This window comes from Winogradskyella sediminis (genome assembly GCF_003387355.1).
Lineage (GTDB): Bacteria > Bacteroidota > Bacteroidia > Flavobacteriales > Flavobacteriaceae > Winogradskyella > Winogradskyella sediminis.
The window spans coordinates 1,646,858-1,671,634 of sequence record NZ_QUNH01000001.1; the positions used below are offsets into that span (position 1 = coordinate 1,646,858).

A 24,777-nucleotide genomic window follows, 5' to 3' on the forward strand; every position below is an offset into this window, starting at 1 on the left:
ACATAAAAATTATTATAAAACTATGAAAAATGAGAAAATAATTACGATATGTTTTTTTTGAGAAAAGAGAGTGATTGGTGTAATTAGAAATTCTAATTTTTAGTAAATTACTAAATTCCATGAACTGACATTTTTATATTGTTATATGACTTTAAACTAGTTTATTGGTTTGTTTTTAATAATGATGTAAAAATTATCAATAATTTTATTATTTATTCGTTTAATACTGGAGATATAGCAAGATAATACTTAGAATGGGAATTTTCTATAATAACCGTTTATATTACATTTTTTTTACGTTAAAATATATAATAGTATATTTAGGTAGGTAAGATTTTTAATCTGACTGTTAAAATGTCTTTTATTTTAATTAACCTTTGCGAGACTTTATATAACCAAATGTTATAGTTAAACTTTCTAAGATATATAAAATAGAATATTATGTTTTATGATAATACGAATCAAGAGAAAATAATAGTCTTATTATTATAAACCATCACTTTTCTATTAGCATGGAGTTTAATAGCATTAGATAATACAATTTTCTCCAAATCACGACCTTTTGCTATTAAGTCTTTAATTGAAAATGTATGTGTAACATGCGCTACATCTTGCGCAATAATTGGTCCTGCATCCAATTCTTCCGTAATATAATGACTTGTTGAACCAATGATTTTTACACCGCGTTTATAAGCCGAATGATACGGTTTAGCACCAATAAAAGCAGGTAAAAAGGAATGGTGAATATTTATAATGCGGTTAGGATATTTGTCAATTAAAGTTTCAGATACAATTTGCATGTAGCGTGCCAACACAATAAAATCAATTTGATGCGTTTCTAATAATTTTAATTGTTTTTGTTCGGCTTCATGTTTTGTTGCTTTAGTTACAGGAACATGATAAAAAGGAATATTGAAACTATTAGCAATAGGTTTTAAGTCGAGATGATTACTGAGAATAAAAGGAATTTCTAAACATAATTCTCCAGAATTATAACGTCCTAAAATATCATATAGACAATGGTCGTACTTTGAAACGAATAAAGCCATTTTTGGTTTTCTTTCTGCTGAATACATTTTCCAATGCAGTTGAAATTGTTCAGCTAATACAGATTGAAATGATTGCTTAAATTCTTCAAGTGAAAATGTGTTTAAAGAAAACTCACATTCCAAACGCATAAAAAAAATGTTTTGTTCTCTATCAACATGCTGATCGATATAAACAATATTTCCATCATTAGAGGCCATAAAGTTAGTCACCGAAGCAATAATATTGGGTTGATCTGCGCAATGAATAAGTAAGGTGATTTTATGCATAAAACTAATCTTGAATGAATTGATAAAATTAATTAAAATTGAAAGCTTTAAGGAGTTTCTTTAAGTTTTAGATATTTATAGATTGATGCCTTAAATTTTTGAATATTCCTTAAATTTGCCACCTAAATAAGCTAGATTTTTACGAATGGAACAAGTTGCACCTTATAAACCAAAATATAAAGTCCGTATAGTAACAGCCGCATCTCTCTTTGATGGACATGATGCTGCCATTAATATTATGCGTCGTATTATTCAATCTACTGGAGTAGAAGTGATACATTTAGGTCATGATAGAAGTGTAGAAGAAGTGGTAAATACCGCCATCCAAGAAGATGCAAATGCGATTGCATTAACGTCTTATCAAGGTGGCCATAACGAGTATTTTAAATATATGTACGATTTGCTCAAAGAAAAAGGAGCAGGTCATATTAAAATCTTTGGAGGTGGAGGTGGAGTAATTCTACCTGAAGAAATTAAAGAATTAATGGATTATGGAATTACCAGAATCTATTCTCCCGATGATGGTAGAGCACTTGGATTACAAGGGATGATTAACGATTTGGTTCAACAATCGGATTTCGCATTAGGAGATGTATTAGATGTTGATGTCAAAAAACTTCATGAAAAAAATCCACAAGCCATTGGACGATTAATTTCATCAGCTGAAAACTTTCCTGAGGTTGCAAAAGAGACTTTAGAAGCTATTCATACCAAAAATAAGAATTCAAAAACACCTGTACTTGGAATTACTGGAACTGGTGGAGCTGGGAAATCGTCTTTAGTAGATGAGTTAGTAAGACGATTTTTAATCGATTTTCCCGAAAAAACTGTTGGTTTAGTGTCCGTTGATCCTTCAAAACGAAAAACTGGAGGTGCACTTTTAGGAGATCGTATTCGAATGAATGCTATTAATTCTCCTAGAGTATATATGCGTAGTTTAGCAACGCGTCAGTCTAATTTAGCTTTGTCTAAATATGTAAACGAAGCTGTAGAGGTATTAAAAGCAGCGGAATACGATTTAATTATTCTTGAAACTTCAGGAATAGGACAATCAGATACCGAAATTATAGAACATTCTGATGTGTCACTTTATGTTATGACACCAGAATTTGGAGCAGCAACACAATTAGAAAAAATTGACATGCTCGATTTTGCCGATTTAGTAGCTATTAATAAATTTGATAAACGCGGTTCATTGGATGCGTTGCGCGATGTGAAAAAGCAATATATGCGTAACAATAACCTTTGGGATGTTCACCAAGATGATTTACCTGTCTATGGAACGATAGCTTCACAATTCAACGATCCAGGTATGAATACGTTGTATAAAGCTATTATGGATAAATTGGTGGAAAAAGCTCAGTCAGAACTAAAATCTACTTTCGAAATTTCAAAAGAAATGAGTGAGAAGATTTTTGTTATTCCACCTTCTAGAACACGTTACTTATCTGAAATTGCAGAGAATAATCGTGCTTATGACAAAACCGCGGCTTCGCAGGTAGAAGTGGCTCAGAAACTCTATGGTATTTATAAAACCTTAGAATCTGTTTTAGATGCTAAACCAGCATTGGATAAAGCCGGAATTGCTAGTGACGAGATAGATACAATTGCGGTTGAGAATAAAGATTTTGTAAAATTGCTTATTGCTGAATTCGACCGTGTGAAACTAAATTTAGACCCTTATAACTGGGAAGTCATTACGGGTTGGGACGAGAAGGTTAACAAGTACAAGGACCTTATTTATAGTTTTAAGGTAAGAGATAAGGAAATAAAGATTGAAACCCATTCAGAGTCGTTGTCTCACCTACAAATTCCTCGTGTAGCGTTACCAAAGTATCAAGCTTGGGGAGATTTATTACGTTGGACCTTGCAAGAGAATGTACCAGGAGAGTTTCCGTACACTTCAGGTTTATATCCTTTTAAGCGTACAGGAGAAGATCCTGCACGTATGTTTGCAGGAGAAGGTGGTCCTGAAAGAACCAACAGACGTTTTCATTATGTTAGTGCAGGATTGCCAGCTAAGCGTTTATCAACGGCTTTCGATAGTGTAACGCTTTACGGTAATGATCCAGATTTACGTCCGGATATATATGGGAAAATAGGAAATGCAGGAGTTTCAATCTGTTGTTTAGATGATGCAAAAAAACTGTATTCAGGTTTTGATTTAGCTAATGTAATGACATCGGTTAGTATGACTATTAATGGTCCTGCGCCAATGCTATTAGGCTTTTTTATGAATGCAGCCATTGACCAACAATGTGAAATTTATATAAAAGAAAATGGCTTAGAAAAAGAAGTTGAAGCAAAAATTGCTAAACTTTATAAAGATAAAGAACGTCCTTCTTATAATGGAGAATTACCAGAAGGAAATAATGGTTTAGGGTTGATGCTTTTAGGTGTTACTGGTGACCAAGTATTACCAGCAGATGTGTATGAAGACATTAAAAAGAATACCATTGCACAAGTAAGAGGAACCGTTCAGGCCGATATTTTAAAAGAAGATCAGGCACAAAACACTTGTATTTTTTCAACTGAATTCGCACTGCGATTAATGGGTGATGTACAGGAGTATTTTATTGAGAATAATGTGCGTAATTTTTATTCAGTTTCCATTTCTGGATATCATATTGCAGAAGCAGGAGCCAATCCGATTACACAACTAGCCCTAACTTTATCTAATGGTTTCACTTACGTAGAATACTATTTGAGTCGAGGAATGGATATCAATAAATTTGGTCCTAACCTATCGTTTTTCTTTTCTAATGGTATTGATCCAGAATATGCTGTTATTGGTCGTGTAGCACGTAAAATTTGGGCAAAAGCCATGAAGCATAAATATGGAGCCAATGCGAGAGCGCAAATGCTTAAATACCATATTCAAACATCAGGAAGAAGCTTACACGCACAAGAAATTGACTTTAATGATATCCGTACAACGCTTCAAGCTTTATATGCTATTTACGATAATTGTAATTCGTTGCACACCAATGCTTATGACGAGGCTATTACAACACCAACCGAAGAATCGGTTCGTCGAGCAATGGCAATTCAACTTATTATCAATAAAGAATTAGGACTAAATAAAAACGAAAACCCAATTCAAGGCTCGTTTATTATCGAAGAATTAACAGATTTAGTAGAAGAAGCTGTATTACTCGAATTTGATAGAATTACAGAAAGAGGTGGTGTTTTGGGTGCTATGGAAACCATGTATCAGCGTTCTAAAATTCAGGAAGAGAGTTTGTATTATGAAACGTTAAAGCACAATGGTAAATTCCCAATTATTGGTGTTAATACCTTTTTAAGTAGTAAAGGGTCACCTACAGTACAACCTGCGGAAGTGATTAGAGCTACAGAAGAAGAGAAGCAGTTTCAGATTAAAACATTAGAAAATCTACACAAATCAAATGATACCAACGCATTATTAAGAGACTTACAAACGAAGGCTATTAATAACGAAAACATTTTTGAAGCTTTAATGGAGGTCTGTAAAGTCTGTTCATTAGGCCAAATTACTTCGGCTTTATTTGAGGTTGGAGGTCAGTATCGTAGAAATATGTAAGTAGCTTCATTTCAGTAGTAATAAGTCAAATTAATGGATTGTTGATCTGTTTTTTGAAAAATAATAACATCTTTTTGCATCTTTTTTAGAATTATTACGTCTATTATATGAACACATAAAAATAGATATTATGAAAAATAAAGAATGCACGTGCGATTGTAATGGTTGCGCAAAAGGAAATTGTTTTGAGTGCACCTGTGACAGCTGCGCATGCTCAGGTTGTAATTGTTAAACTAATGTTAGTTCGGGTATAATTTTTGTATCCGAACTAATTTTATTTAAATTAAGATATGACTACAACAGAGGTGTGGAGAATGTATGCAGACGATGTAAAATACTTTATTTTAAGTAAGGTAAAACACATAGATATTACAGAAGACATTCTTCAAGAAACATTTATAAAAGTGCATACTAAATTGCATACGTTAAAAGATGATCACAAACTAAAGTCTTGGTTGTTTTCTATAGCACGCTATACGGTTTTAGATTATTTTAGAGAACGAAAATTAGAATTGCCTGTAGAAGCTGTAGAGGTGCATTTTGATGCTGAACCTCAAGAGCATACGGAACAAGATTGTTTAAGAGGAATCATTAAAAACTTACCTAAAAAGTATAGAGATCCCTTGTTTTTATCCGATATAAAAGGCATGAAGCAACAAGAAGTGGCCAATCAATTGCATTTGTCTTTACCTACTGTAAAGTCTCAGATTCAACGCGCAAGAAAGCAAATAGCACAAGGGTTTATGGATTGTTGTGGTTTTAAGATGAATGATGACGATCATTTAGTTGGAGAAATTCAAGACAAAGCCGACTGTAAAGTATGCCATTAATGGTATCTTTGTAGTTCTTAGTAAGCAATAAGTTTACGCATAAATAAATGCAATCATGTCTTTCAAAAAATTACACCCTTTATTAAAGGAGTCTCTAGAAAATGCAGGTTTTGAAACTTCAAATGCCTTTCAGAAAAAAGTTTTGCCAATCTTAAAGGGAGGCTCTGATGCTTATGTGCTTGCACCTAAAGGGAGTGGAAAAACTACCGCACTAATTATTGCCACCATTCACAAATTAAAAGCGCAGGCGTTTGAAGATTCTCCACGCGCTATAATAGTTGTAAAAGATAAAATTGACGCTCTTGCTTTAAAAGAAGAATTTGAAAAATTTACAAAAAATACAGATTTAAGGGTGTATGCGCTTTACGATGAGTACGATATTGAAAAGCAGAAAAACGAGGTATATTTTGGACAAGATATCGTCATTGCTTCTCCTGCTAGATTGAGTAAATTATATTTTTTAAATGGTATACACTTAGGCGAAGTGCAACTGTTTGCTATTGAAGATGCCGATTATTTAGGTCGAAATAATGCGTACAATCTTATTTTAAGATTATCCGAAAGTCTTAGTAAATGTCAATTTATAATTAATGCCGATGAGATGTATTCTAAGATTAAAAATTATCAACATAACTTTATGAGTAATGCGCACATCGTTGCCAAGAAGAAGTAACTTAAAGCGTTAACATCCAAGTACGTTGTAGTTTTCTGAATTTTTTTAATTCACCACGCAGAATTGGTAAGTAATCTTTCCCATTACTATTAGATTTCTCTAGCCTTTTACAATTAATATAAAGTCTTGTTGTTAAACGCTCTAAACTTTCGAGGTGTTTACTTTTTTTATGAGAACAAGATTCTTGTTGTGCACTTATAATTTGTGGTGCTAAATTTGTAGATTGTTGAACGATATCTCCTGAGAAATAAATATTATTATCTTCCGTACCATCTGTATTTAAATACGCCAAATCTTGATTGAGATAAGTCGATATACTTCGTGAGAGTACAATGATATCTATGGCCTTTTTGTAAATAGGCAAATCAGACAAATGAGATGGTAGGTGGTAACTCATAATATTAATAGCAATTGTAACGAAATTAAGAACTAAATTTTAAATTTATCTTTAGTATTTAAAGTCAATTTGTATATTTACTTTAAATTTTAAATAATTTTAGTTAATTTTCTTTAAATGAGCATTGATAATTTAAATTGGAAGATTTTAAAGTGTTTACAACAAAATGCACGTATGTCTAATGCAGAAATCGGAAGGCGTGTTGGTATAACTTCGCCTGCAGTTTCTGAGCGCATAAAAAAAATGGAGGATGCTGAAATTATTCAAGGCTATACAACGTTTGTATCTCCATTTGAAGCTGGTTATCAATTGAAAGCCTTAATTACGCTAAGAGCTTTTATGGGTATGTTAAAGCCGTTTTTAGAAAAGGTTAAAACCTACGATGAGGTTGTAAATTGTTATCGTATAACGGGTAATGAAAACATTGTTATGGAAGTCGTCTTAAAAAATCAAAAACATTTAGAAATTTTTATAGACCAATTGATTAGTTATGGGGAAACTAAGACCCAAATTGTACTTTCTCATGTTGTAAAATACAGTGAAGTAAAACCTGTAAAATAAACCTACAATTAGATTTATTTTACAAGTTAAAGCACCTTTATAATTACGCTAGGTTTTCTGCGATATGTTCTGCGATGATTTTAGCATGTATTCTAGAGTTTTCAATAAACCATTTATGCGTTTCTCGACCTCCACAAATAACACCAGCTAAATACAATCCTTTCACATTAGATTCCATGGTGATAGAATTATACTTTGGGATGGATTTACCATCTTTAGAGAGCGCTATACCTGCGTTTTCTAAAAACGATAGGTTTGGTCTGTAGCCTGTGAGTGCAATTACATAATCATTAGCGATAGTTTTTTGACCATCTGGAGTTTTTATGACAATTTCTTTTGCTTTTATTTCTTCAATTTCAGAATTAAAATAGGCTTTAATACTTCCTTCTTCTATACGATTAATGATGTCTGGTTTTACCCAATATTTTACACGTTCTCCAATCGCACTTCCTCTAATTATCATGGTAACGTTTCCGCCTTTTCTATAAATTTCTAAAGCTGCATCTACAGAAGAGTTACTTGCTCCTACAACGGCAATATCTTGCAGTAAAAACGGATGTGCTTCTTTGTAATAATGAAATACTTTGGGTAAATGTTCTCCTTCTACATTTAAAAGATTAGGGATGTCATAAAACCCTGTAGAAATAATAACTTTCTTCGCTATATAAGTGTTGAGGTCAGAAACAACCTTAAACCCATAGTCTGTTTTATTAAGTTTTTGTACGTTTTCGTAGAGATTAATTTTTAAAGCATTAGAGGTCGTGACACGTCTATAATATTCTAAAGCCTCATTCCGTGTGGGTTTTGGGTTATTACTTATAAATGGTATGTTGTCGATTTCTAATTTCTCTGATGTTGAGAAAAAGGTCATGTTTAATGGGTAATTAAACAGAGAATTAGTCAAGGCACCTTTTTCGAGGACAATATAATTTAAGTTTCGTTTTTTACATTCTAGTGCACAAGCGATACCAATTGGTCCGGCTCCTATAATGACTATATCTATATGTGTTGTTTCCATATGCTGTTTTTAATTAACTCTCCACGGTGGATTTTTACGATATTTTCCTGCATGGTAAATGATGATTGGGTTACCATCAGGATCTTTGAGGTGTACTTCTTGCCAAAGCCAAGATTGTTCTTTAACTTCAGAATTAAAAGTAATACCTTTTTCTTGAAGTTCTAAAACTGTTTTAGATAGGTTTTCAACTTCAAAATAGAGGGTTACCCCTTTATTAATGATTAAGTCTTCGGTGTGATGAATAGAAAAGGTAGACTCTCCATCTGGGCATTCTAATCGTGCATATCTTGGTAAAGCATCAACGATGAGTTTAAGTCCTAGTTTTTTATAAAATCTTACAGATGTTCTTGTATCAAATGATAATATTGTAATCTGATTTAAGTTCATTATAAATTGCGTTTTATAAGATTAAGTAACCATGTGATAGAGGCTAATAAATTCTAAGAATCCATGATGGCGCAATTGATTTGAGCTGAATAGTCTTATTAGTCCATCTTTATTTTTAGTTCTATTATAAAAACTAAAGTAAAAAATATGGCTTATAATGCTAAATAACTTCTATAGAAATCTTTTTTGTTGTTCTTAAAACAAAGGTATCAATGTAAGACAAACCTATCAAATTGGTTGAAGTTAAAAATACTAGTCTTATTATAAAAATACCGAAATAAACCTTAAATATTTAGATGAAACAACACTTCTTAAAATGCGATTTGTACGATGCATTTTTTGTTTCTAAATATGTTATATGTCGCATTTCAAATATTAAAATTAGCACGCTGTATATAAACATTAATTGTATTTTTGATTTTTAAATCAATTTGAAATGAAGAATTTAGTAGTATATATTTTAGTTCTATTTACCTTTAGTTGTACTGAAAATAAAAAGATGATTAAAGGGGAAACGCCATTTCAGAGAAAAATGAATGCCGAGTTTAAAGATGCCTCAAGATCTCCGTTAAAATCCAAAGATTTAAAAAATTTTGAAGGCTTAGATTTCTTTCCTTATGATTCTACTTATGTGGTCACAGCAACATTAAAGCGTACACCAGATAGTAAATGGTTTAATATGAAAACCAGTACAGATCGTTTATCTAAAGAACGGATTTTGGGAGTTTTAACTTTTGAATTAAAAGGGCAGACCTATCAATTAAATGCTTACCAAGGTGAAGAACTAATGCAAACCGAAGGTTTTGAAAATTACTTGTTTTTACCATTTCTAGATCATACTAATGGAGTTTCAACCTATGGAGGTGGACGTTATATTGATTTAGAAATTCCGGAAGGAGACATTATAGAAATAGATTTTAATTCGGCATATAACCCATTATGTGCATATAATGAAAAGTATTCTTGCCCAATTGTACCGCGTGCAAATTACGTTGATATGGCTGTTGAAGCAGGAGTTAAAGCTTTTAAAAAGTAAAAGAAATTTTGCCTCACAGTTTATTGTATACAATGAGTTATAGAAATGCTAAAATGCTATTTATAAGGTGTTATAAATTTTTCTCAACTAAATAGTTTTCAAAGATGACACCTTTATAATTTTTCTTGTGTTTTTTGATGACTTCAAAATACCTATTGTCAAAAAATGGTATAGCTGTTTTATTGATATCAGATTTTAAAACGTCATAATCATTCATCATTGCTTGCGATTCCATTATACGTAGTAACTTAGAGCCGATACCTTGACGTTTATAGTCCTTATGTACATATAGCCCTTCTATAAAATTACCGTTTTTAAGATACCCAAAACCAACCATAGTCGTGTCAATTTGGGCCACAATAAAATAGAGTTTTTGAATGCGTTTTTCCCAAGCTTCGATATCATCTGCTCCAGATGCCCAAACATTCATCTGTTTTTCGGAAAAATGCTTAGAAGTCACATAAGGAATTGTAGCCCTAAAAAGTGCTGTAATTTCTGGGATGTCTTCTTGTGTTGCTGGTCTTATTTCTACCGTCTTTTTCAAAATGTCTTATAAGCTATTTACAGTTTTTCTAATAGCCACTAAATTACTTAACAATCCTTCTAGGTTGTCTAAATGCAACATGTTAGCACCATCACTTTTTGCATTAGCAGGATCAAAGTGGGTTTCAATAAATAAGCCATCGACATTATTTACAATTCCGGCTCTCGCAATAGTTTCAATCATATCTGGTCTACCACCAGTGACTCCGATACTCTGATTAGGTTGTTGAAGTGAATGTGTAACATCTAAAACGGTTGGTGCATATTGGCGCATGGTTGGGATACCTCTAAAATCAACTATCATGTCTTGGTACCCAAACATGGTGCCTCTATCTGTAATCCAAGCCTGTTCATTGCCTGCGTCCTTAACTTTTTGTACGGCGTGTTTCATGGCCTCAGGACTCATAAATTGTCCTTTTTTTAAATTCACTACTTTTCCAGTATTAGCAGCAGCAACCACTAAATCGGTTTGTCGGACTAAAAAAGCCGGAATTTGTAGCACATCTACATATTCTGCAGCCATAGCAGCATCTGACGCTTCGTGAATATCAGTTACGGTTGGGACATCAAAAGTTTCTGAAACTTTTCTAAGAATTTTTAATGCTTTTTCGTTTCCAATTCCTGTAAAACTATCAATTCTACTACGGTTTGCTTTTTTAAAACTGCCTTTAAAGACGTAAGGAATTTTAAGGTTGTCGGTGATTTTTACAACGTTTTCAGCAATACGTAAGGCCATATCCTCACCTTCGATGGCACATGGACCACAGAGTAGAAAAAAGTTGTTAGAATTAGTGTGTTTTATTTTAGGTATATATGTTAAATCCATAACGGTATTTATGAGTATGTTTAGTGTGCAAATATACTATATAACCATAACTTTTGTGAGTCAAATAGTCACAAGATTTAAAGCTGAAATTTTAGTTTATTACAACATATTCTACATTAACTATTTGAAACGTAGATGATGGAGGAATGTTTGGGTCTATTGTATATTCTTGATTAAAAGATAATACGCAACTAGAATTCGCTGAAATTTCATAACAGGGTTCACTTGCATCTGTTGAAATCGGTCCAGATACTTCAAAATTACCATCAATTCTAGTCAAATATGGAATCCCAGTTACCGCAAAATCATTATGATTATTAAGTTGAATTTCATATTGGACTAGGGTTGTGTTATTATCGGTGTAAGGCTCATAATTGAAACTTAGTATTTCATAAGTAAAATTTTCTAAAACAGGAGGTTCTATGATTTCTCCTGGCTCCGAAGGTTCTTGTTGGTCACATGGAATTTCTTGCGTGATTTCTTGAATATAGCTTTGATTGCCGACGAAATACGTTTGCGGAATAGTAATTGTCTTAGTGCAATCATCATCAGAAGGGCATGCAAATAATGTAGAGAGGCATACGATGCAGATACATTGTTTTAGTATTCTAAAATTTACAAATGGAATTGTTCTCAAAGCTTTAAACTTAAGTGGTGAACTGTAAAGATAGGATTTTGAAGCTTAAAACAAAACGATGATTTTGATTATTAAGCTTTAAAAAATAGATGCTTAGCACTTTAGTATATTAATTTGAGAGTTGCTAATTAGTTTTTCGGTAAACTCTTCAAAATGCAATTAAAAAACCTTCTTAATGCTATTTCTAACAATCCAAAGCGACATTACAAAATTACCAACCACTAAGAGTCCGCCGTAAAATAGAATCTTTCGAGATGTTTTAGACCAATGAATAATGTGTAATAAATCGAATACATAGGCTAAAATGAGATACGAAGAGAGGCAGACAAATACAATACCTAATGAAAAATTTAATTTTCTACTCGGTTTTACAAGTTGCCAAATGAATGGTATACTAAACAATAAAATAGGATAAGCAGAGACACCTTCAGTGGCATTAACTGTTGTAAACCAATACATAATTACCGACAGAAAGTAGAGGTAAGGAATAAATTTTGTGTATTTGCGAAGCGTATTCATCTGGTAAATTTTAAGGTTCAGATCAATCTGCATAAGCGCAGTTGTAATAGCCTAATTAGAGATTGTGTTGTAGGGTAGGCCATATCTGTTAATCAATATTTTAACGTAAGATACGGGTTCAAATTACTTGATATTGAAATTATAACATATAATTAACGAAAAAAGAAGAATTAACCGTACATTTGCACGCTTAAAAATCAGCATCAGTTATGGCTAAGATTAAAAATATTGCAATTATTGCACACGTCGATCACGGTAAAACTACATTGGTAGATAAGATTATGTACCACTGTCAATTGTTTCGTGAAAACGAAAACACAGGAGATCTTATTTTAGATAATAATGATCTAGAACGTGAAAGAGGAATTACAATTACCTCAAAAAACGTTTCTGTTATTTACAAAGACACTAAAATTAATGTTATTGATACTCCTGGTCACGCCGATTTTGGTGGAGAAGTAGAGCGTGTATTAAATATGGCTGATGGTGTTTTACTTTTAGTAGATGCTTTTGAAGGGCCAATGCCTCAAACACGTTTTGTGTTACAAAAAGCTATCGATTTAGGATTAAAACCATGTGTGGTTGTTAATAAAGTAGATAAGGAAAACTGTACACCAGATGAAGTACACGAAAAAGTTTTTGACCTAATGTTTGAACTTGGTGCTGAAGAGTGGCAGTTAGATTTTCCAACGGTTTATGGTTCTGCAAAGAACAATTGGATGAGTGACGACTGGAAAAACGAAACAGAAAATATAGAGCCTTTATTGGATATGGTGATTGAGCATATCCCTGAACCAAAATTTGAAGAAGGTACCACGCAAATGTTAATTACTTCTTTAGACTTTTCTTCTTTTACAGGACGAATTGCAATTGGTCGTTTAACAAGAGGTAGCTTAAAAGTGAACCAACAAATTTCTTTAGTAAAAAGAGATGGTTCTATTGTAAAGAGCAAAATTAAAGAACTACATACTTTTGAAGGTGTAGGTCGTAAAAAAGTAGAAGAAGTACAAACTGGAGATATTTGTGCTATTGTAGGTTTAGAAGGTTTTGAGATTGGTGACACGGTTGCAGATTTCGAAAATCCTGAAGGTTTAAAAACCATCGCTATTGATGAGCCAACAATGAGTATGTTATTTACCATTAACGATTCGCCTTTCTTTGGAAAAGACGGAAAGTTTGTAACGTCTCGTCATATTAAAGACCGTTTAACTAAGGAGCTAGAAAAGAATTTAGCATTACGTGTTGAAGAAACTGATAGTGCAGATAAATTTATGGTTTTTGGTCGTGGTGTATTACACTTATCGGTTTTAATCGAAACGATGCGTCGTGAGGGTTACGAACTTCAAATTGGTCAGCCACAAGTAATCATCAAAGAAGTTGATGGTGTAAAATGTGAGCCTTTTGAAGAATTAACCATCGATTTACCAGAAAATGTTTCAGGTAAAGCCATTGAAATGGTGACTATGCGTAAAGGTGAGATGGTTAGTATGGAAGCTAAAGGTGATCGTATGGTTTGTGAATTTATAGTACCATCTCGTGGTATTATTGGTTTGCGTAATCAATTATTAACAGCAACGGCAGGTGAGGCTATTATGGCGCACCGTTTTACGGATTACAAGCCATTAAAAGGTGGTATTCCAGAACGTCAAAATGGATCATTAGTATCTATGGAAAACGGACAAGCCATTCCTTATTCTATTGATAAGTTACAAGATAGAGGTAAGTTTTTTGTAGATCCAGGTGAAGATATTTACGAAGGTCAGGTTATTGGAGAAAACTCTCGTCAAGATGATATGACTGTTAATGTTACTAAAACTAAAAAATTAAGTAACGTACGTTCTTCTGGTGCAGATGATAAAGCTAAGATTGTACCAGCAATTAAGTTTTCTTTAGAAGAAGCTTTAGAATATATTCAGAAAGATGAGTATGTTGAGGTAACACCAAATCACTTGAGATTACGTAAAATCTATTTAAAAGAAGTAGATCGTAAGCGAAATAAGAATTTGTAACAGATATTGTTAAAAAATATAGATTGAGAAAAGAGGAATACTGAAAAGTGTTTCTCTTTTTTTGTTTTTCACACTACCTCTTCCATTTTTAAGTTTTACCGATTAGGAAGTGTCAGCTGCATTTCTTTAATATTTACTCTGTATAAATAATCTAAACTCACAGTTTTTTATTTACTTTGGAGTCCAACTAAATTAAAAGTATTATTTTCTCAGTAACAAAATATAACTCTAGTTTACAATCGGAGTGGGATGCATTTGTAAAGACGGCTAAAAATGCCACATTTTTATTTGAACGTGGCTTTATGGATTATCACAATCATCGTTTTACTGATTATTCAGTGATGATTTACAAAGAGAATGAACTCTATGCATTGCTTCCTGCTAATAAGGTTGGTGACAAGGTGATTTCTCATCAAGGCTTAACTTATGGTAGTTTTGTGCTTCAAGATAAATCCAAGTTTTTATATGCTTTTGAGGCGTTTAAGGCCATGCTATCATTTTATGAAAATGAAGGCTTGAAAACTTTAGAAATAAAGGTGATTCCAACCTTTTATAATAAAATGCCTTCAGATGAATTAGATTATTTTCTGTATAAAGCCAATGCGCAGTTAGTAAAAAAGGACGTGTTAATGGTTATTGATTATACACATAAATTACGCTTTCAAAAAAACAGAAGAGAAGGGATTAATAAAGCATTGCGCTCTGGTCTTGAACTAAAAGTAGATACAAATTTTAAAGATTTTTGGAAAGAGGTATTAATTCCTAATTTAGAAAACAAACACGGTGTTAAACCGGTCCATTCTTTAGAAGAAATAGAACTATTAGCATCTCGCTTTCCACAGAATATTAAACAAGTTAATATTTATAAGGATGGAAAAGTTGTGGCAGGCACAACCGTATTTTTAACTGAAACAACGGTTCACCCTCAGTATGTATCTGGTAACTTGGATAAAAACACTTATGGTAGCTTAGATCTCGCTTACGATTTTATCATTAATAAAATGTGTGACGATAAGCGTTATTTTGATTTTAATATTTCTAGTGAAGACAATGGAAGTAAAATAAATGAAGGTCTTATTTTTTGGAAAGAAAGTTGTGGTGCTAGAAGTTTTACAGCAAACACCTATACTGTGAATACCGCTATTTATAAAGATTTGCATATTTCAAAAACATAAAGTTTTACGGCCTCTAATTTAAGTTGTTTTAAGTCCTATAGAATAAGCCATAGTTGAAATCTTATTGAAATATAACGACTTAAAGTTTTAATTTAAATAATTGTTGTTTTATATTTCAAAGGTTTATTTGAATTCTGAAGGATAGCCATGTGAAAAATGTTTATACAAGTTTATATTGATGATTAAGTTTTTAGATTTATATAAAATCAATAATCGGTTTCGCGATGCGCTAGAAACCTCTTTTCGTAATTCTTTAGAGAATGCTCATTTTATTTTAGGTCCCAATGTTACTCATTTCGAAAATGAGTATGCAAACTATTGCGGTACAAAATTTTGCATAACTACAGGCAATGGTCTAGATGCTTTAACTTTAATATTAAAGGGCTATGTGGCCCTTGGTAAACTGAATAGAGGCGACAAAGTAGTTGTACCTGCAAATACATTTATAGCAACAATTTTGTCCGTGTTGCATGCAGAACTGGTTCCTGTTTTGGCAGAGCCAGACCCAGATACTTATACCATTTCAGTACATACAGATAAAGCTGTTTTTGTAGAAGCCAAAGCTGTAATAATGGTGCATTTGTATGGTCAATTAGCAGATGTAAATAGTTTTCAAAAAATAGCTAGAGATTTTAATTTGTTGTTAATAGAAGATGCTGCTCAGGCACATGGAGCAATTTCAAATTTAAATAACCGAAAAGCGGGAAACTTATCTCATGCCGCAGCCTTTAGTTTTTATCCTACTAAAAACTTAGGAGCACTCGGAGATGGTGGTGCGGTTACCACTAGCGATTCAGAATTATTTGAGGTTGTAAAACTGTTGCGCAATTACGGAAGCCAAGAAAAGTACACTAATAAAACGATTGGATATAATAGTCGTTTAGATGACATGCAGGCAGCATTTTTAAGCCTTAAATTAAAATCGTTAGATCTCGATAATCAAAGACGTCAAGACATAGCAAAACGATATTTGGACGGTATTACTAACTCAAAACTAAAGTTACCTTTCTATGATGGCTCTAAGAATCATGTGTTTTACGCTTTTGTGGTCGAAGTTGAAAATAGATCAGATTTCACAGCATATTTAAATAAAAACAAGGTAGAATGGTTAATACATTATCCTATTCCTCCACATCATCAGGAAGCCTTAAAAGAGTTTTCACATTTTAAACTTCCTATAACAGAAAAGATTCATAAAAGAGTTATAAGTTTGCCAATGAGTCCTGTAATGAGTGATTTAGAGATTCAAACGGTAATAGATGTTCTAAATACCTATTAATTGAAAAAACTTATTCAATATATTAATAACGAAGTTTTAGTTAAGGCTGCTAATCTCAATTTAGCGAATCTTAGTCTTAGAATAATTACTGGTATATTGGTTTCTAAGTTTATTGCTATTTATATTGGTCCACCTGGTATGGCACTTATCGGGAACTTACGAAATTTTATGAGTGCACTACAATCCTTATCTATATCTGGACTTTATAAAGGTGTTGTAAGTTTAATAAGTCAATGTAAAGACGATGTTCTTAAACTTACCAGATTATTATCTACGGTGTTTTACTTTGGTTTTTTCTCTTCTGTTCTTTTAGCATTTGTATGTTATTATAATGCCGAGGTTATTAACGATATCATCTTCTCATCGAGTTATCGCTACACTTATATTATAAAAATACTAGCGATTGTTCTGCCATTTTACGCCTTAAATATGTTTGCGTTTTCCATAATGAATGGGTTCTCAAAGCACAAATATTTATTGATCATAAATATTTTGGGACAAATTTTGGGGCTTTTAGTAACGTTACTTTTAATATATCAAGAGAATATCGATGGTGCATTACAAGCTATTGTAATTACGCCTGCACTCAACTTATTAATTACTATTGTTGGTATTGCGTTTAGACGAAGTTTAGTGTCTTCAATTAAAATTACTCAAGTTAGTTGGTCCGTTATTGATAAATTGAGTCCTTATATGATTATGGCACTAGTAAGTGCTATTGCAATACCTATTGTAATGATTATTATTAGGAATTATTTAATTGAAGAAATTGGTATTAAAGCAGCTGGTTACTGGACAGCCATGACACGGGTTTCAGATTACTATTTAATGTTTTTTAACTCGTTGATGGCGCTATATATCTTACCACGTTTTGCTGAAATAAATTCTAAACAAGCCTTTAGAAAAGAAGCCTTTAGCTTTTATAAAACGATTATGCCTCCGTTTTTAGTGATATTGCTTTTTATTTATCTCAGCAGGTCTTTACTTATTAATATATTGTTTACTGAAGATTTTAGACCCGTTGAAGACCTTTTTGGTTATCAAATTTTGGGAGATATAGCGCGTGTGCTTTCTATGGTAATTGTATATCAATTTTTAGCGAAAAAGATGTTTGCACATTTTTTAATTTTAGAAATATTTTTATTTATAATGATGTACTTTTCGAGTATATATCTCATTGATGAATTTGGGTTACAAGGTGCTGTGATGGGACATTGTCTTAGTTATTTTATGTACTTTGGTATCATCGTATTACTATTTAGCAGTTCGTTGTTTGGTGTTATTAACGAAGATGGCATAGACGAATTTTAAAAGCAAACACGTGAAACTTCCTAAGTTTATTAGCAGTAATATTGTGCTTAAAATTACTTCGCTTAATGCGGTAGTTATCACTATTCGGTTACTGGTATCTGCTGGTGTACAACGCCTACTTGCTGTTACCGTTGGTGAGGCTGGTTATGCTAGTATTGGTCAAGTGAGAAACATTTTGGCAATGCTTACCAGCACAACTACTTTAGGTACATTTAACGGAGTTGTAAAATATGTAGCAGAATTTAAAACCAATCAGCCAGAACTCTCTAAAGTGTTTTCTACCGTAACCACTTTTACTTTAATTGGTTCACTCGTTTCTGCGGTTGTATTGTTTTTTGGAGCGAGCCACTTGTCCGAATACCTCTTTAACTCACAGGCTTATATTTATATTTTTCAATTATTAGCTGTAATTGCTCCATTTATAGCAATGAGTCGTGTGGCCAATGCTGTGGTTAGTGGGCTATCGGATTACAAAAAATACGCGAAAATTGAACTTATTAGCTATCTGCTAGCTACAGTGGCGCTTGTTATTGGATTATTTACGTCCGAATTAAAAGGGGTTATTATTGCTATTGCCTTTGCGCCTGTTATTCAGTTAATCGTTTTAGGGTTTGTATTTGGTAAAACCTTAAAAACGTATGTAAAATTTAAGTCGCTAGGTTTTCAACTTTTCTATAAAAATAAATTATTGGCATTTACATTAATGTCTTTTATTTCTACATTTTTATTAAATTATATAGAGTTAAATATTAGGACTTTGGTAGCAGAAGAAATCAATATTAATGAAGCGGGTTACTGGACAGCCATTACGTTTATATCTAAAAATTATATGGTATTTGCTACAGGTTTGTTTACGCTCTATGTGCTACCAAAGTTTGCTAGCATTCACAGTAAGTATGAATTTAAGAATGAAGTCTTCAATATTTATAAAACGATTTTGCCCATTTTTGGTTTAGGGATGCTACTCGTTTATGTTTTAAGAGATTATATTATACAGTTTATTTATCCTGATTTTACAGGAATGGAGCCCTTGTTTAAATGGCAGCTATTAGGCGATTTTATAAGGTTAGGTGCATTAGTATTATCGCATCAGTTTTTAGCTAAACGTTTGGTAAAAAGTTTTGTAATTACTGAAATAGCTTCTTTAGCATTATTTTTTGTACTGTCTAAAGTGTTTATTCAATATTATGGTACAGAAGGGATTGTCATTGCCCATTTTGTGAGATATATTCTTTATTTTATAATGGTATGTTTTGTCATTAAAATATATTTCAGTAATCAAAAAAATAATTCAACTGATGGAAAAAATATGTAAAATATTTATTGATAATCAATCTTTTGAATTTGAGGTTGAAGGTGATTTTTTTTGGGGAAAATCCGTATTGCTTTATCCGCAGAAAGATAATGTTCTGTCTAAAGTGTCTTGGGAAAATGAGGGTTTTAATACCGTTAAAGCATTTGAAAATCAGGATTTTTTAAAGCTTCAAGAATCTGTAAAAAACATTATAATCGATGCTTTAAAGACTAATAATGTTACTGTAGATGATAAAACCTTTGACTTAAAGGATTATCATAAACTTGTTACTACAGATGCATTACATAATCAGGTAATTTCTATAACTCGTAATCTTGAAACTTCAGATTTTGATTTTGATATAGACTTATTGACAAAGCGATTTGGGGATATTTTGGGTTACAAATTAACTTCTTATGTAGAGGAACTAAAAAAATCACATATTCAAATAAGGATAAGTAGACCAAAGTCTTTGGATATAAACCCACCGCACAGAGATGGTTATTTGAGTTATTGGGAAAATATTATCAATGTTTGGCTACCTATTGCAGGTTGTAATGAAAAATCGTCTTTACCAGTGGTCGCAAAAAGCCACCTTATACCAGAAAATGAAGTTTTAAGAACTGAAAGTAAGGGCGCAAAAATTAACGGAAATATTTATTATGTGCCTTGTATTTTAGAGACAAAATCTGGAACCATTAAGATGACAAGACCAAATCCTAAGGAAGGTGAAGCCTTATTATTTTCTCCTTTTTTAATTCATGGAGCTGCTGTAAATGAAAATGAGGATATTACTAGAGTTTCTCTAGAACTCCGTTTCCCGAAACAAAAAAATTAAGACCATTTTTCTAAAAATGATTTAGCACTATCAATATGGTTATGATGCGTTTTTACAAATTGGCGTGCGTTTTTAGATATTTCAATTATTTTTTCAGGGTTTTCAATCAGCCATTCTAGTTTAGAAGCAATATCCTTTGCATCAGGTAATGCATTTATAACTATAGTATTTGGTGTTACATCGTAGTACTCTTCCCATTCTTTTTCGGCTCCAGTAAACACTACTTTACCTTTTGCCATAGCTTCTAACGCATTGTAGCCTTGGTCATAAGCATAGACTTGATCTAATAAGATGTGAGCAGTGTCAAAAGCTTTAATGTATTCGGTGTAAGGTAAGTTTTCGACCTTAATTATATTGACTTCAGATTTGTATTTACTTTCAATTATATCTAATGCAGCATCAAAAATGTCATTTCCTTTTTTGTAATAGTTTGTTCTGTTTATACCATGAAAAATAGTTATTTTCTCTTCTATATTAGGTTCCTGATAAGGTATGCTGTCTACATTTATAACATGAGGAATCATTCCTAAATGTTTTTGATGGTTTTTTAAAGGAATGTAATAATCGAGGTCAGAACTAATAACACCTTCAATTTTATTGTAAATATGATGATGTAATTTTACAAATTCAGGTGTTAAATATTTTAGACCTAACGAGAAATCTGTGGGTTTTACACGGCCTTCAAAATAAGGAGTATGTATGGAGTATCTGAATTTTTTATCAAACGAAAATTTTACACTCGGGTAGTCTGTACCACACGATAGGATAAATACTTTCTTATTCCAATCGCTTAATAAATCAAAGATGTTTTGTTCATCTTTAGCATCGCAGAGAAAAGAAGATTCATTTATGAATTGTACAACATCATAATTTTTTAGTTGCTTGTTAAGCTTTAAGAGCTGCTTCTTGACGTGAATAAAATGCAAATCTATTTTAAACAAACGCTTTATTAAAGACCTCACTTTTTGTAATGCACCTATTCTAAATTTTTGATTTATTTCTATGTCAACATCTACTTTTTTAAAACCATCGCACATGCCAACAACAATGGCTTCATGACCTAAATTTTGCAGCCCTTCTTTTAAATATCTATGTGACCTATTGTATTCGCCAACCAATAAAACTCTCATGTGTGGATTTTAATTACTGTAATCAAAGTTATGGAACATTTCAAGAATAATCTAGTTAGAATAGCATTGAAATATAGATGTTTCATTTATATCATTACATTTGTTTCAAAGATAAATGTTAATGCTAAAAGCTAATAAGAAAAAGATCTGTATTGTGGTGTCCTCCTTAGGTAAAGGTGGAGCAGAGCGCTCTTCTGGCTTATTATCTCAGATACTTTATAATACTGGTTATGATGTCCATGTTGTGAGTGTACTAAATGATATTGAGTTTCCTTTTAAAGGAGAATTACTCAATTTAGGCGAGCTTAAAGATTTAAATGACACTTCTTATGGAAGATGGCAACGCTTACGAATTTTGAAAGCCTATTTAAAAACTCATAATTTTGATTATATTATAGATAACAGAACACGAATTGGTTTTATAAAAGAATATGTAATCTCTCAATTTATTTTTAATCCTAAAAAAACGATTTATTGTGTTCGAAGTTATAACGTGAACTTATACATCAATCCTAATCGATTTTTAGGAAAACTAATTTATAGTAACGCCTATAAAATTGTTGGTGTTTCTAAACTTATTGCCCACAAAATAAAGGAAGATTATGGGTTGAATAATGTTACTTCTATTTACAATGCTATTAATATTAATACTGAAACCGCAGAAACAGAAGTTAGTGAGAATTATATCTTATTTTTTGGACGTTTAGATGACGATGTAAAAAATATTTCATTGTTGCTAGATGGGTATTCAAAATCAAATTTACCAAGTCAAAATATTAAACTTAAAATTTTAGGAGATGGTAAAGATTTAGAAAGCTTAAAAAGCAAAACTGAAGATCTTAATTTAACCTCTTCGGTAGAGTTTTTGGGTTACAATCCTAATCCCACTATAGTAGTTAAATCGGCATTATTTACAGTGTTAACGAGTAAATATGAAGGTTTTCCTAGGGCTATTATTGAGTCTTTAGCATTGGGAACTCCGGTAATTTCTGTAGATTGTAAATCTGGTCCTAATGAAATTATCCAAAATAATCACAATGGTCTTTTGATAGAAAATTACAATTCAGATGCATTGGCAATTGCTATAAACCGCCTTTTTGAAGATAAAGATTTATACTTGCATTGTAAACAGAATTCTAAATCTAGTGTCTCTCATTTCTCACAAGAGAATATAGCAGCACAATGGCGAACAATTTTAAAGTAAAAAAGACAGATGAGTACTCTAAGTAACGTGAAATTAATAGGTATTCCTAAAATGCATGATGAACGTGGTTTTTTAGCGGTTATAGAAAAGAACACCATTCCATTTGCCATAAAACGGGTGTATTATTTGTATGATGTACCTAGTGATAGTTATAGAGGTGGACATGCACATAAGGAACAACATTCCGTAATTATAGCATTAAGCGGAAGTTTTGAAGTGCTAGTAGATGATGGTAAAACAAAAAAGCGAATTATGCTTAATAAACCTAATTTAGGGTTGTTAATACCAACACAGATCTGGCGCGAAATAGATAATTTTTCTTCTGGTGCTGTGTGCTTGGTTTTAGCATCTACAGAATATAATGAAGCTGAATATATAAGAGATTACGATGATTTTAAAAATCAGTGCTTAGGGTAAATTAAGCGTTCACCTTTTAAAGATTGTAATTTTATTAAGAGCTGAATTAACCATTTAGGTGATTTAAGAAGCATGCGTTGTTTAACACTAATATTATTAAGATCTAAATGAGAAGTGTAATATAAAAAATGCTTATTATCATTTTTTAATTTACTTAATATAGCCAATGAGTACCTATTACGATCCAGAAAACCTTTTAAAGAGCTATTGGTTTTTTCTTGTTCAAAATAAGCATCAAAATTTGGTTTTTTTTCTAAATCAAAATTTGTATTCGATAGACTATAAATATCATGATGATAATAAGCCAAAAGCTTATTAATAAATAGGATTTGAAAATGAAGTCCCAATCTAATCCACATGTCAGTATCTTCACCAGTAAGAAGTGACGTATTAAAAAAACCACTTTTTTCTATAACAGAGATGTTAAAAACAACACTAGAACTTGTAAGAAGTGTGTATTTCTGGCTGGCTTTAAAATAATCATAAACACCGTAAAGTTCAGTTTGCTTGAAGCTATACGGCACAGAAATAACTTTGTTCTCATATTTTTGAGCTATGGCAGCCGTGAAAATTTTTAGGTCGGGGAATTTACGGATAGCATCAAACATGTATTGCAAGTAAGTTGTTTCCCAAGTATCGTCGCCATCTAATAATGCAATATAGTCTGATGCTGCTTTTTTTATCCCTGTGTTCCGGGCATTAGAAGCACCTTGATTACTTATAGAAAATAATTTTATACGATGGTCTTTAAAACTATTTATTATTGCCTCACTTTTATCTGTAGAACCATCGTTAACGACTATAATTTCAAAATCCTGAAAGGTTTGATTTAAAACACTCTGAATGGTCTGAGCAATGAGTTCTTCTTTATTATAAACGGATATGATTACTGAGAAAAAAGACATTATTGTTTTGAGTTTATAGTGCAATAATAACTTAATCTGTACAAGTCAAATATTAAAAGTGAAGGATTTTTACCTAGCAGATTTCTCTTAAATATACGATTATATTTACGATAAATAAATGATAATAATTTTGAAATAGGACTATTTTCTATTTGAGAATACAGTTTTGTAATTCGGGTGTAATGCGCAGGTAATAAACCTTGTTTAACAAATAAATCTATAGCTTCTACTGCTTCTAAAGATTTCTTTAAAAATGTTTTACTGTCTTCTAAGCCAAGATGATAAACTGTATTGTCAATATGTTCAATCTTAATGTTAGAGGTTTTTAAATCGTAAGAAAATAGTGTGTCTTCATGCCGTAAGTTGGGAATAGATTCATTAAACCGAACGATGTTAAATACATCCTTATGTATTAGGAAATTTAGCGTTAAAAAACTCAAATATGTGTTACTGTATCTCACCTCTGCCGATAAGGCTTCTCTTTCTCGACCGTAAGTCCAGCGTAACATTTGTGAAGCGGATACAGTTTGATCTTGGTATAAAATACCACCATAAATAATTTGAGAACGTGCCGTAATTGATTGTAGGTAGAACGCAATAAAATGGTCGTTTTTTGGTATCACATCGGCATCAAGAAAAAGACACCAATCGTATTTGGCATCTTTAGCCAACTTATTCCTAATAGCGCTTCGTCCAATATTTTTTTGCAGAATATGATACTCAGAATGTGAAAAAGTATTTATAATATTATTATCCTTCTGAAATTTAATATCATTAGAACAGTCGTCATAACACAATATTTCAAAAGGAACGTCTGATATAATTAATTGCTTATGTACTACGGAAACGAGTTCTGAAACATTATAATTATAAACAGGTATTAATACAGAAATCATAAGGTTTTACAAAG

The 24,777-nt window shown here is 32.0% G+C and carries 24 protein-coding genes; 13 read left to right on the plus strand and 11 right to left on the minus strand.

Annotated features, from left to right (window positions below; genetic code table 11):
* Positions 1-461 precede the first annotated feature (461 nt).
* Positions 462-1,316: a formyltetrahydrofolate deformylase gene (gene purU, locus C8N41_RS07000; RefSeq protein WP_115838690.1), complete on the minus strand. Its 855-nt coding sequence runs from the start codon at positions 1,314-1,316 to the stop codon at positions 462-464.
* A gap of 145 nt (positions 1,317-1,461) precedes the next feature.
* Here purU and C8N41_RS07005 point away from each other — a divergent pair, with 145 nt between their 5' ends.
* The 3 genes from C8N41_RS07005 (at position 1,462) to C8N41_RS07015 (ending at position 6,381) form a co-directional block, all read left to right on the plus strand.
* Positions 1,462-4,878, plus strand: coding sequence for a methylmalonyl-CoA mutase family protein (locus tag C8N41_RS07005; protein ID WP_115838691.1), 3,417 nt, complete (start codon positions 1,462-1,464; stop codon positions 4,876-4,878).
* A gap of 290 nt (positions 4,879-5,168) precedes the next feature.
* Positions 5,169-5,708 (plus strand): sigma-70 family RNA polymerase sigma factor, encoded by a 540-nt coding sequence (locus C8N41_RS07010; RefSeq protein ID WP_115838692.1) that lies wholly within the window; start codon positions 5,169-5,171, stop codon positions 5,706-5,708.
* A gap of 55 nt (positions 5,709-5,763) precedes the next feature.
* The gene (locus C8N41_RS07015) at positions 5,764-6,381 is read left to right on the plus strand and encodes a DEAD/DEAH box helicase (RefSeq protein WP_092444418.1); all 618 of its coding nucleotides are present in this window, start codon (positions 5,764-5,766) and stop codon (positions 6,379-6,381) included.
* A 1-nt stretch (position 6,382) separates the two neighbouring features.
* Here the strand turns inward: C8N41_RS07015 and C8N41_RS07020 are convergent, their stop codons facing one another.
* Positions 6,383-6,778 carry a hypothetical protein gene (locus tag C8N41_RS07020; RefSeq protein WP_092444415.1) on the minus strand — a complete coding sequence of 132 codons (396 nt, stop codon included), beginning with the start codon at positions 6,776-6,778 and terminating at the stop codon, positions 6,383-6,385.
* 117 nt (positions 6,779-6,895) lie between these two features.
* Here C8N41_RS07020 and C8N41_RS07025 point away from each other — a divergent pair, with 117 nt between their 5' ends.
* Entirely contained in the window at positions 6,896-7,339 is a 444-nt protein-coding gene (locus C8N41_RS07025) for an Lrp/AsnC family transcriptional regulator (RefSeq protein WP_092444413.1), read from the plus strand.
* Positions 7,340-7,382: 43 nt separating this feature from the next.
* Here the strand turns inward: C8N41_RS07025 and C8N41_RS07030 are convergent, their stop codons facing one another.
* Together C8N41_RS07030 and C8N41_RS07035 are read right to left on the minus strand one after the other, a co-directional pair.
* Positions 7,383-8,357, minus strand: coding sequence for a YpdA family putative bacillithiol disulfide reductase (locus C8N41_RS07030; RefSeq protein WP_115838693.1), 975 nt, complete (start codon positions 8,355-8,357; stop codon positions 7,383-7,385).
* A 9-nt stretch (positions 8,358-8,366) separates the two neighbouring features.
* The gene (locus C8N41_RS07035; RefSeq protein ID WP_115838694.1) at positions 8,367-8,744 is read right to left on the minus strand and encodes a VOC family protein; all 378 of its coding nucleotides are present in this window, start codon (positions 8,742-8,744) and stop codon (positions 8,367-8,369) included.
* Between the two features lie 436 nt (positions 8,745-9,180).
* Between C8N41_RS07035 and C8N41_RS07040 the strand changes: the two genes are divergently transcribed.
* On the plus strand, positions 9,181-9,780 hold the full coding sequence (locus C8N41_RS07040; protein ID WP_092444408.1) for a DUF1684 domain-containing protein: 600 nt from the start codon (positions 9,181-9,183) through the stop codon (positions 9,778-9,780).
* Positions 9,781-9,850: 70 nt separating this feature from the next.
* On the opposite strand, the gene C8N41_RS07045 is transcribed toward C8N41_RS07040, so the two are convergent.
* The 4 genes from C8N41_RS07045 to C8N41_RS07060 form a co-directional block, all read right to left on the minus strand.
* Positions 9,851-10,324 (minus strand): GNAT family N-acetyltransferase, encoded by a 474-nt coding sequence (locus C8N41_RS07045; protein WP_115838695.1) that lies wholly within the window; start codon positions 10,322-10,324, stop codon positions 9,851-9,853.
* A 6-nt stretch (positions 10,325-10,330) separates the two neighbouring features.
* Positions 10,331-11,149, minus strand: coding sequence for a 3-deoxy-8-phosphooctulonate synthase (gene kdsA / locus C8N41_RS07050; protein WP_092444404.1), 819 nt, complete (start codon positions 11,147-11,149; stop codon positions 10,331-10,333).
* Between the two features lie 91 nt (positions 11,150-11,240).
* Positions 11,241-11,786, minus strand: coding sequence for a hypothetical protein (locus C8N41_RS07055; RefSeq protein ID WP_092444402.1), 546 nt, complete (start codon positions 11,784-11,786; stop codon positions 11,241-11,243).
* A gap of 159 nt (positions 11,787-11,945) precedes the next feature.
* Positions 11,946-12,305 (minus strand): hypothetical protein, encoded by a 360-nt coding sequence (locus tag C8N41_RS07060; RefSeq protein WP_170137096.1) that lies wholly within the window; start codon positions 12,303-12,305, stop codon positions 11,946-11,948.
* A 209-nt stretch (positions 12,306-12,514) separates the two neighbouring features.
* Here C8N41_RS07060 and typA point away from each other — a divergent pair, with 209 nt between their 5' ends.
* The 6 genes from typA to C8N41_RS07090 all read left to right on the plus strand — a co-directional run bounded on the left by typA (position 12,515) and on the right by C8N41_RS07090 (position 20,211).
* Complete coding sequence (gene typA, locus C8N41_RS07065; protein ID WP_115838696.1) at positions 12,515-14,314, plus strand: translational GTPase TypA; 1,800 nt, start codon at positions 12,515-12,517, stop codon at positions 14,312-14,314.
* Positions 14,315-14,616: 302 nt separating this feature from the next.
* Complete coding sequence (locus tag C8N41_RS07070) at positions 14,617-15,489, plus strand: GNAT family N-acetyltransferase (RefSeq protein ID WP_115838697.1); 873 nt, start codon at positions 14,617-14,619, stop codon at positions 15,487-15,489.
* Positions 15,490-15,667: 178 nt separating this feature from the next.
* A complete protein-coding gene (locus C8N41_RS07075; protein ID WP_115838698.1) occupies positions 15,668-16,768 on the plus strand; it encodes a DegT/DnrJ/EryC1/StrS family aminotransferase in 1,101 nt (366 codons plus the stop codon).
* Positions 16,769-18,079: an O-antigen translocase gene (locus tag C8N41_RS07080; RefSeq protein WP_092444394.1), complete on the plus strand. Its 1,311-nt coding sequence runs from the start codon at positions 16,769-16,771 to the stop codon at positions 18,077-18,079. It abuts the gene before it with no gap.
* A 10-nt stretch (positions 18,080-18,089) separates the two neighbouring features.
* Positions 18,090-19,394, plus strand: a complete 1,305-nt coding sequence (locus tag C8N41_RS07085) for an O-antigen translocase (RefSeq protein WP_092444392.1) — start codon at positions 18,090-18,092, stop codon at positions 19,392-19,394.
* The gene (locus C8N41_RS07090; protein ID WP_092447714.1) at positions 19,378-20,211 is read left to right on the plus strand and encodes a phytanoyl-CoA dioxygenase family protein; all 834 of its coding nucleotides are present in this window, start codon (positions 19,378-19,380) and stop codon (positions 20,209-20,211) included. Before C8N41_RS07085 ends, C8N41_RS07090 begins: the two co-directional genes overlap by 17 nt.
* On the opposite strand, the gene C8N41_RS07095 is transcribed toward C8N41_RS07090, so the two are convergent.
* Positions 20,208-21,341 carry a glycosyltransferase family protein gene (locus C8N41_RS07095; RefSeq protein WP_115838699.1) on the minus strand — a complete coding sequence of 378 codons (1,134 nt, stop codon included), beginning with the start codon at positions 21,339-21,341 and terminating at the stop codon, positions 20,208-20,210. The genes C8N41_RS07090 and C8N41_RS07095 overlap by 4 nt on opposite strands.
* A gap of 121 nt (positions 21,342-21,462) precedes the next feature.
* On the opposite strand from C8N41_RS07095, the gene C8N41_RS07100 reads away from it, so the two are divergent.
* Both C8N41_RS07100 and C8N41_RS07105 read left to right on the plus strand, forming a co-directional pair.
* Positions 21,463-22,545, plus strand: coding sequence for a glycosyltransferase (locus tag C8N41_RS07100; protein WP_115838815.1), 1,083 nt, complete (start codon positions 21,463-21,465; stop codon positions 22,543-22,545).
* 9 nt (positions 22,546-22,554) lie between these two features.
* Positions 22,555-22,962, plus strand: a complete 408-nt coding sequence (locus C8N41_RS07105; RefSeq protein ID WP_092444388.1) for a sugar 3,4-ketoisomerase — start codon at positions 22,555-22,557, stop codon at positions 22,960-22,962.
* Here C8N41_RS07105 and C8N41_RS07110 read toward each other — a convergent pair.
* Both C8N41_RS07110 and C8N41_RS07115 read right to left on the minus strand, forming a co-directional pair.
* Entirely contained in the window at positions 22,947-23,867 is a 921-nt protein-coding gene (locus C8N41_RS07110) for a glycosyltransferase family 2 protein (RefSeq protein WP_115838700.1), read from the minus strand. The genes C8N41_RS07105 and C8N41_RS07110 overlap by 16 nt on opposite strands.
* A complete protein-coding gene (locus C8N41_RS07115; RefSeq protein WP_115838701.1) occupies positions 23,867-24,763 on the minus strand; it encodes a glycosyltransferase family 2 protein in 897 nt (298 codons plus the stop codon). Before C8N41_RS07115 ends, C8N41_RS07110 begins: the two co-directional genes overlap by 1 nt.
* Between the last annotated feature and the right edge of the window lie 14 nt (positions 24,764-24,777).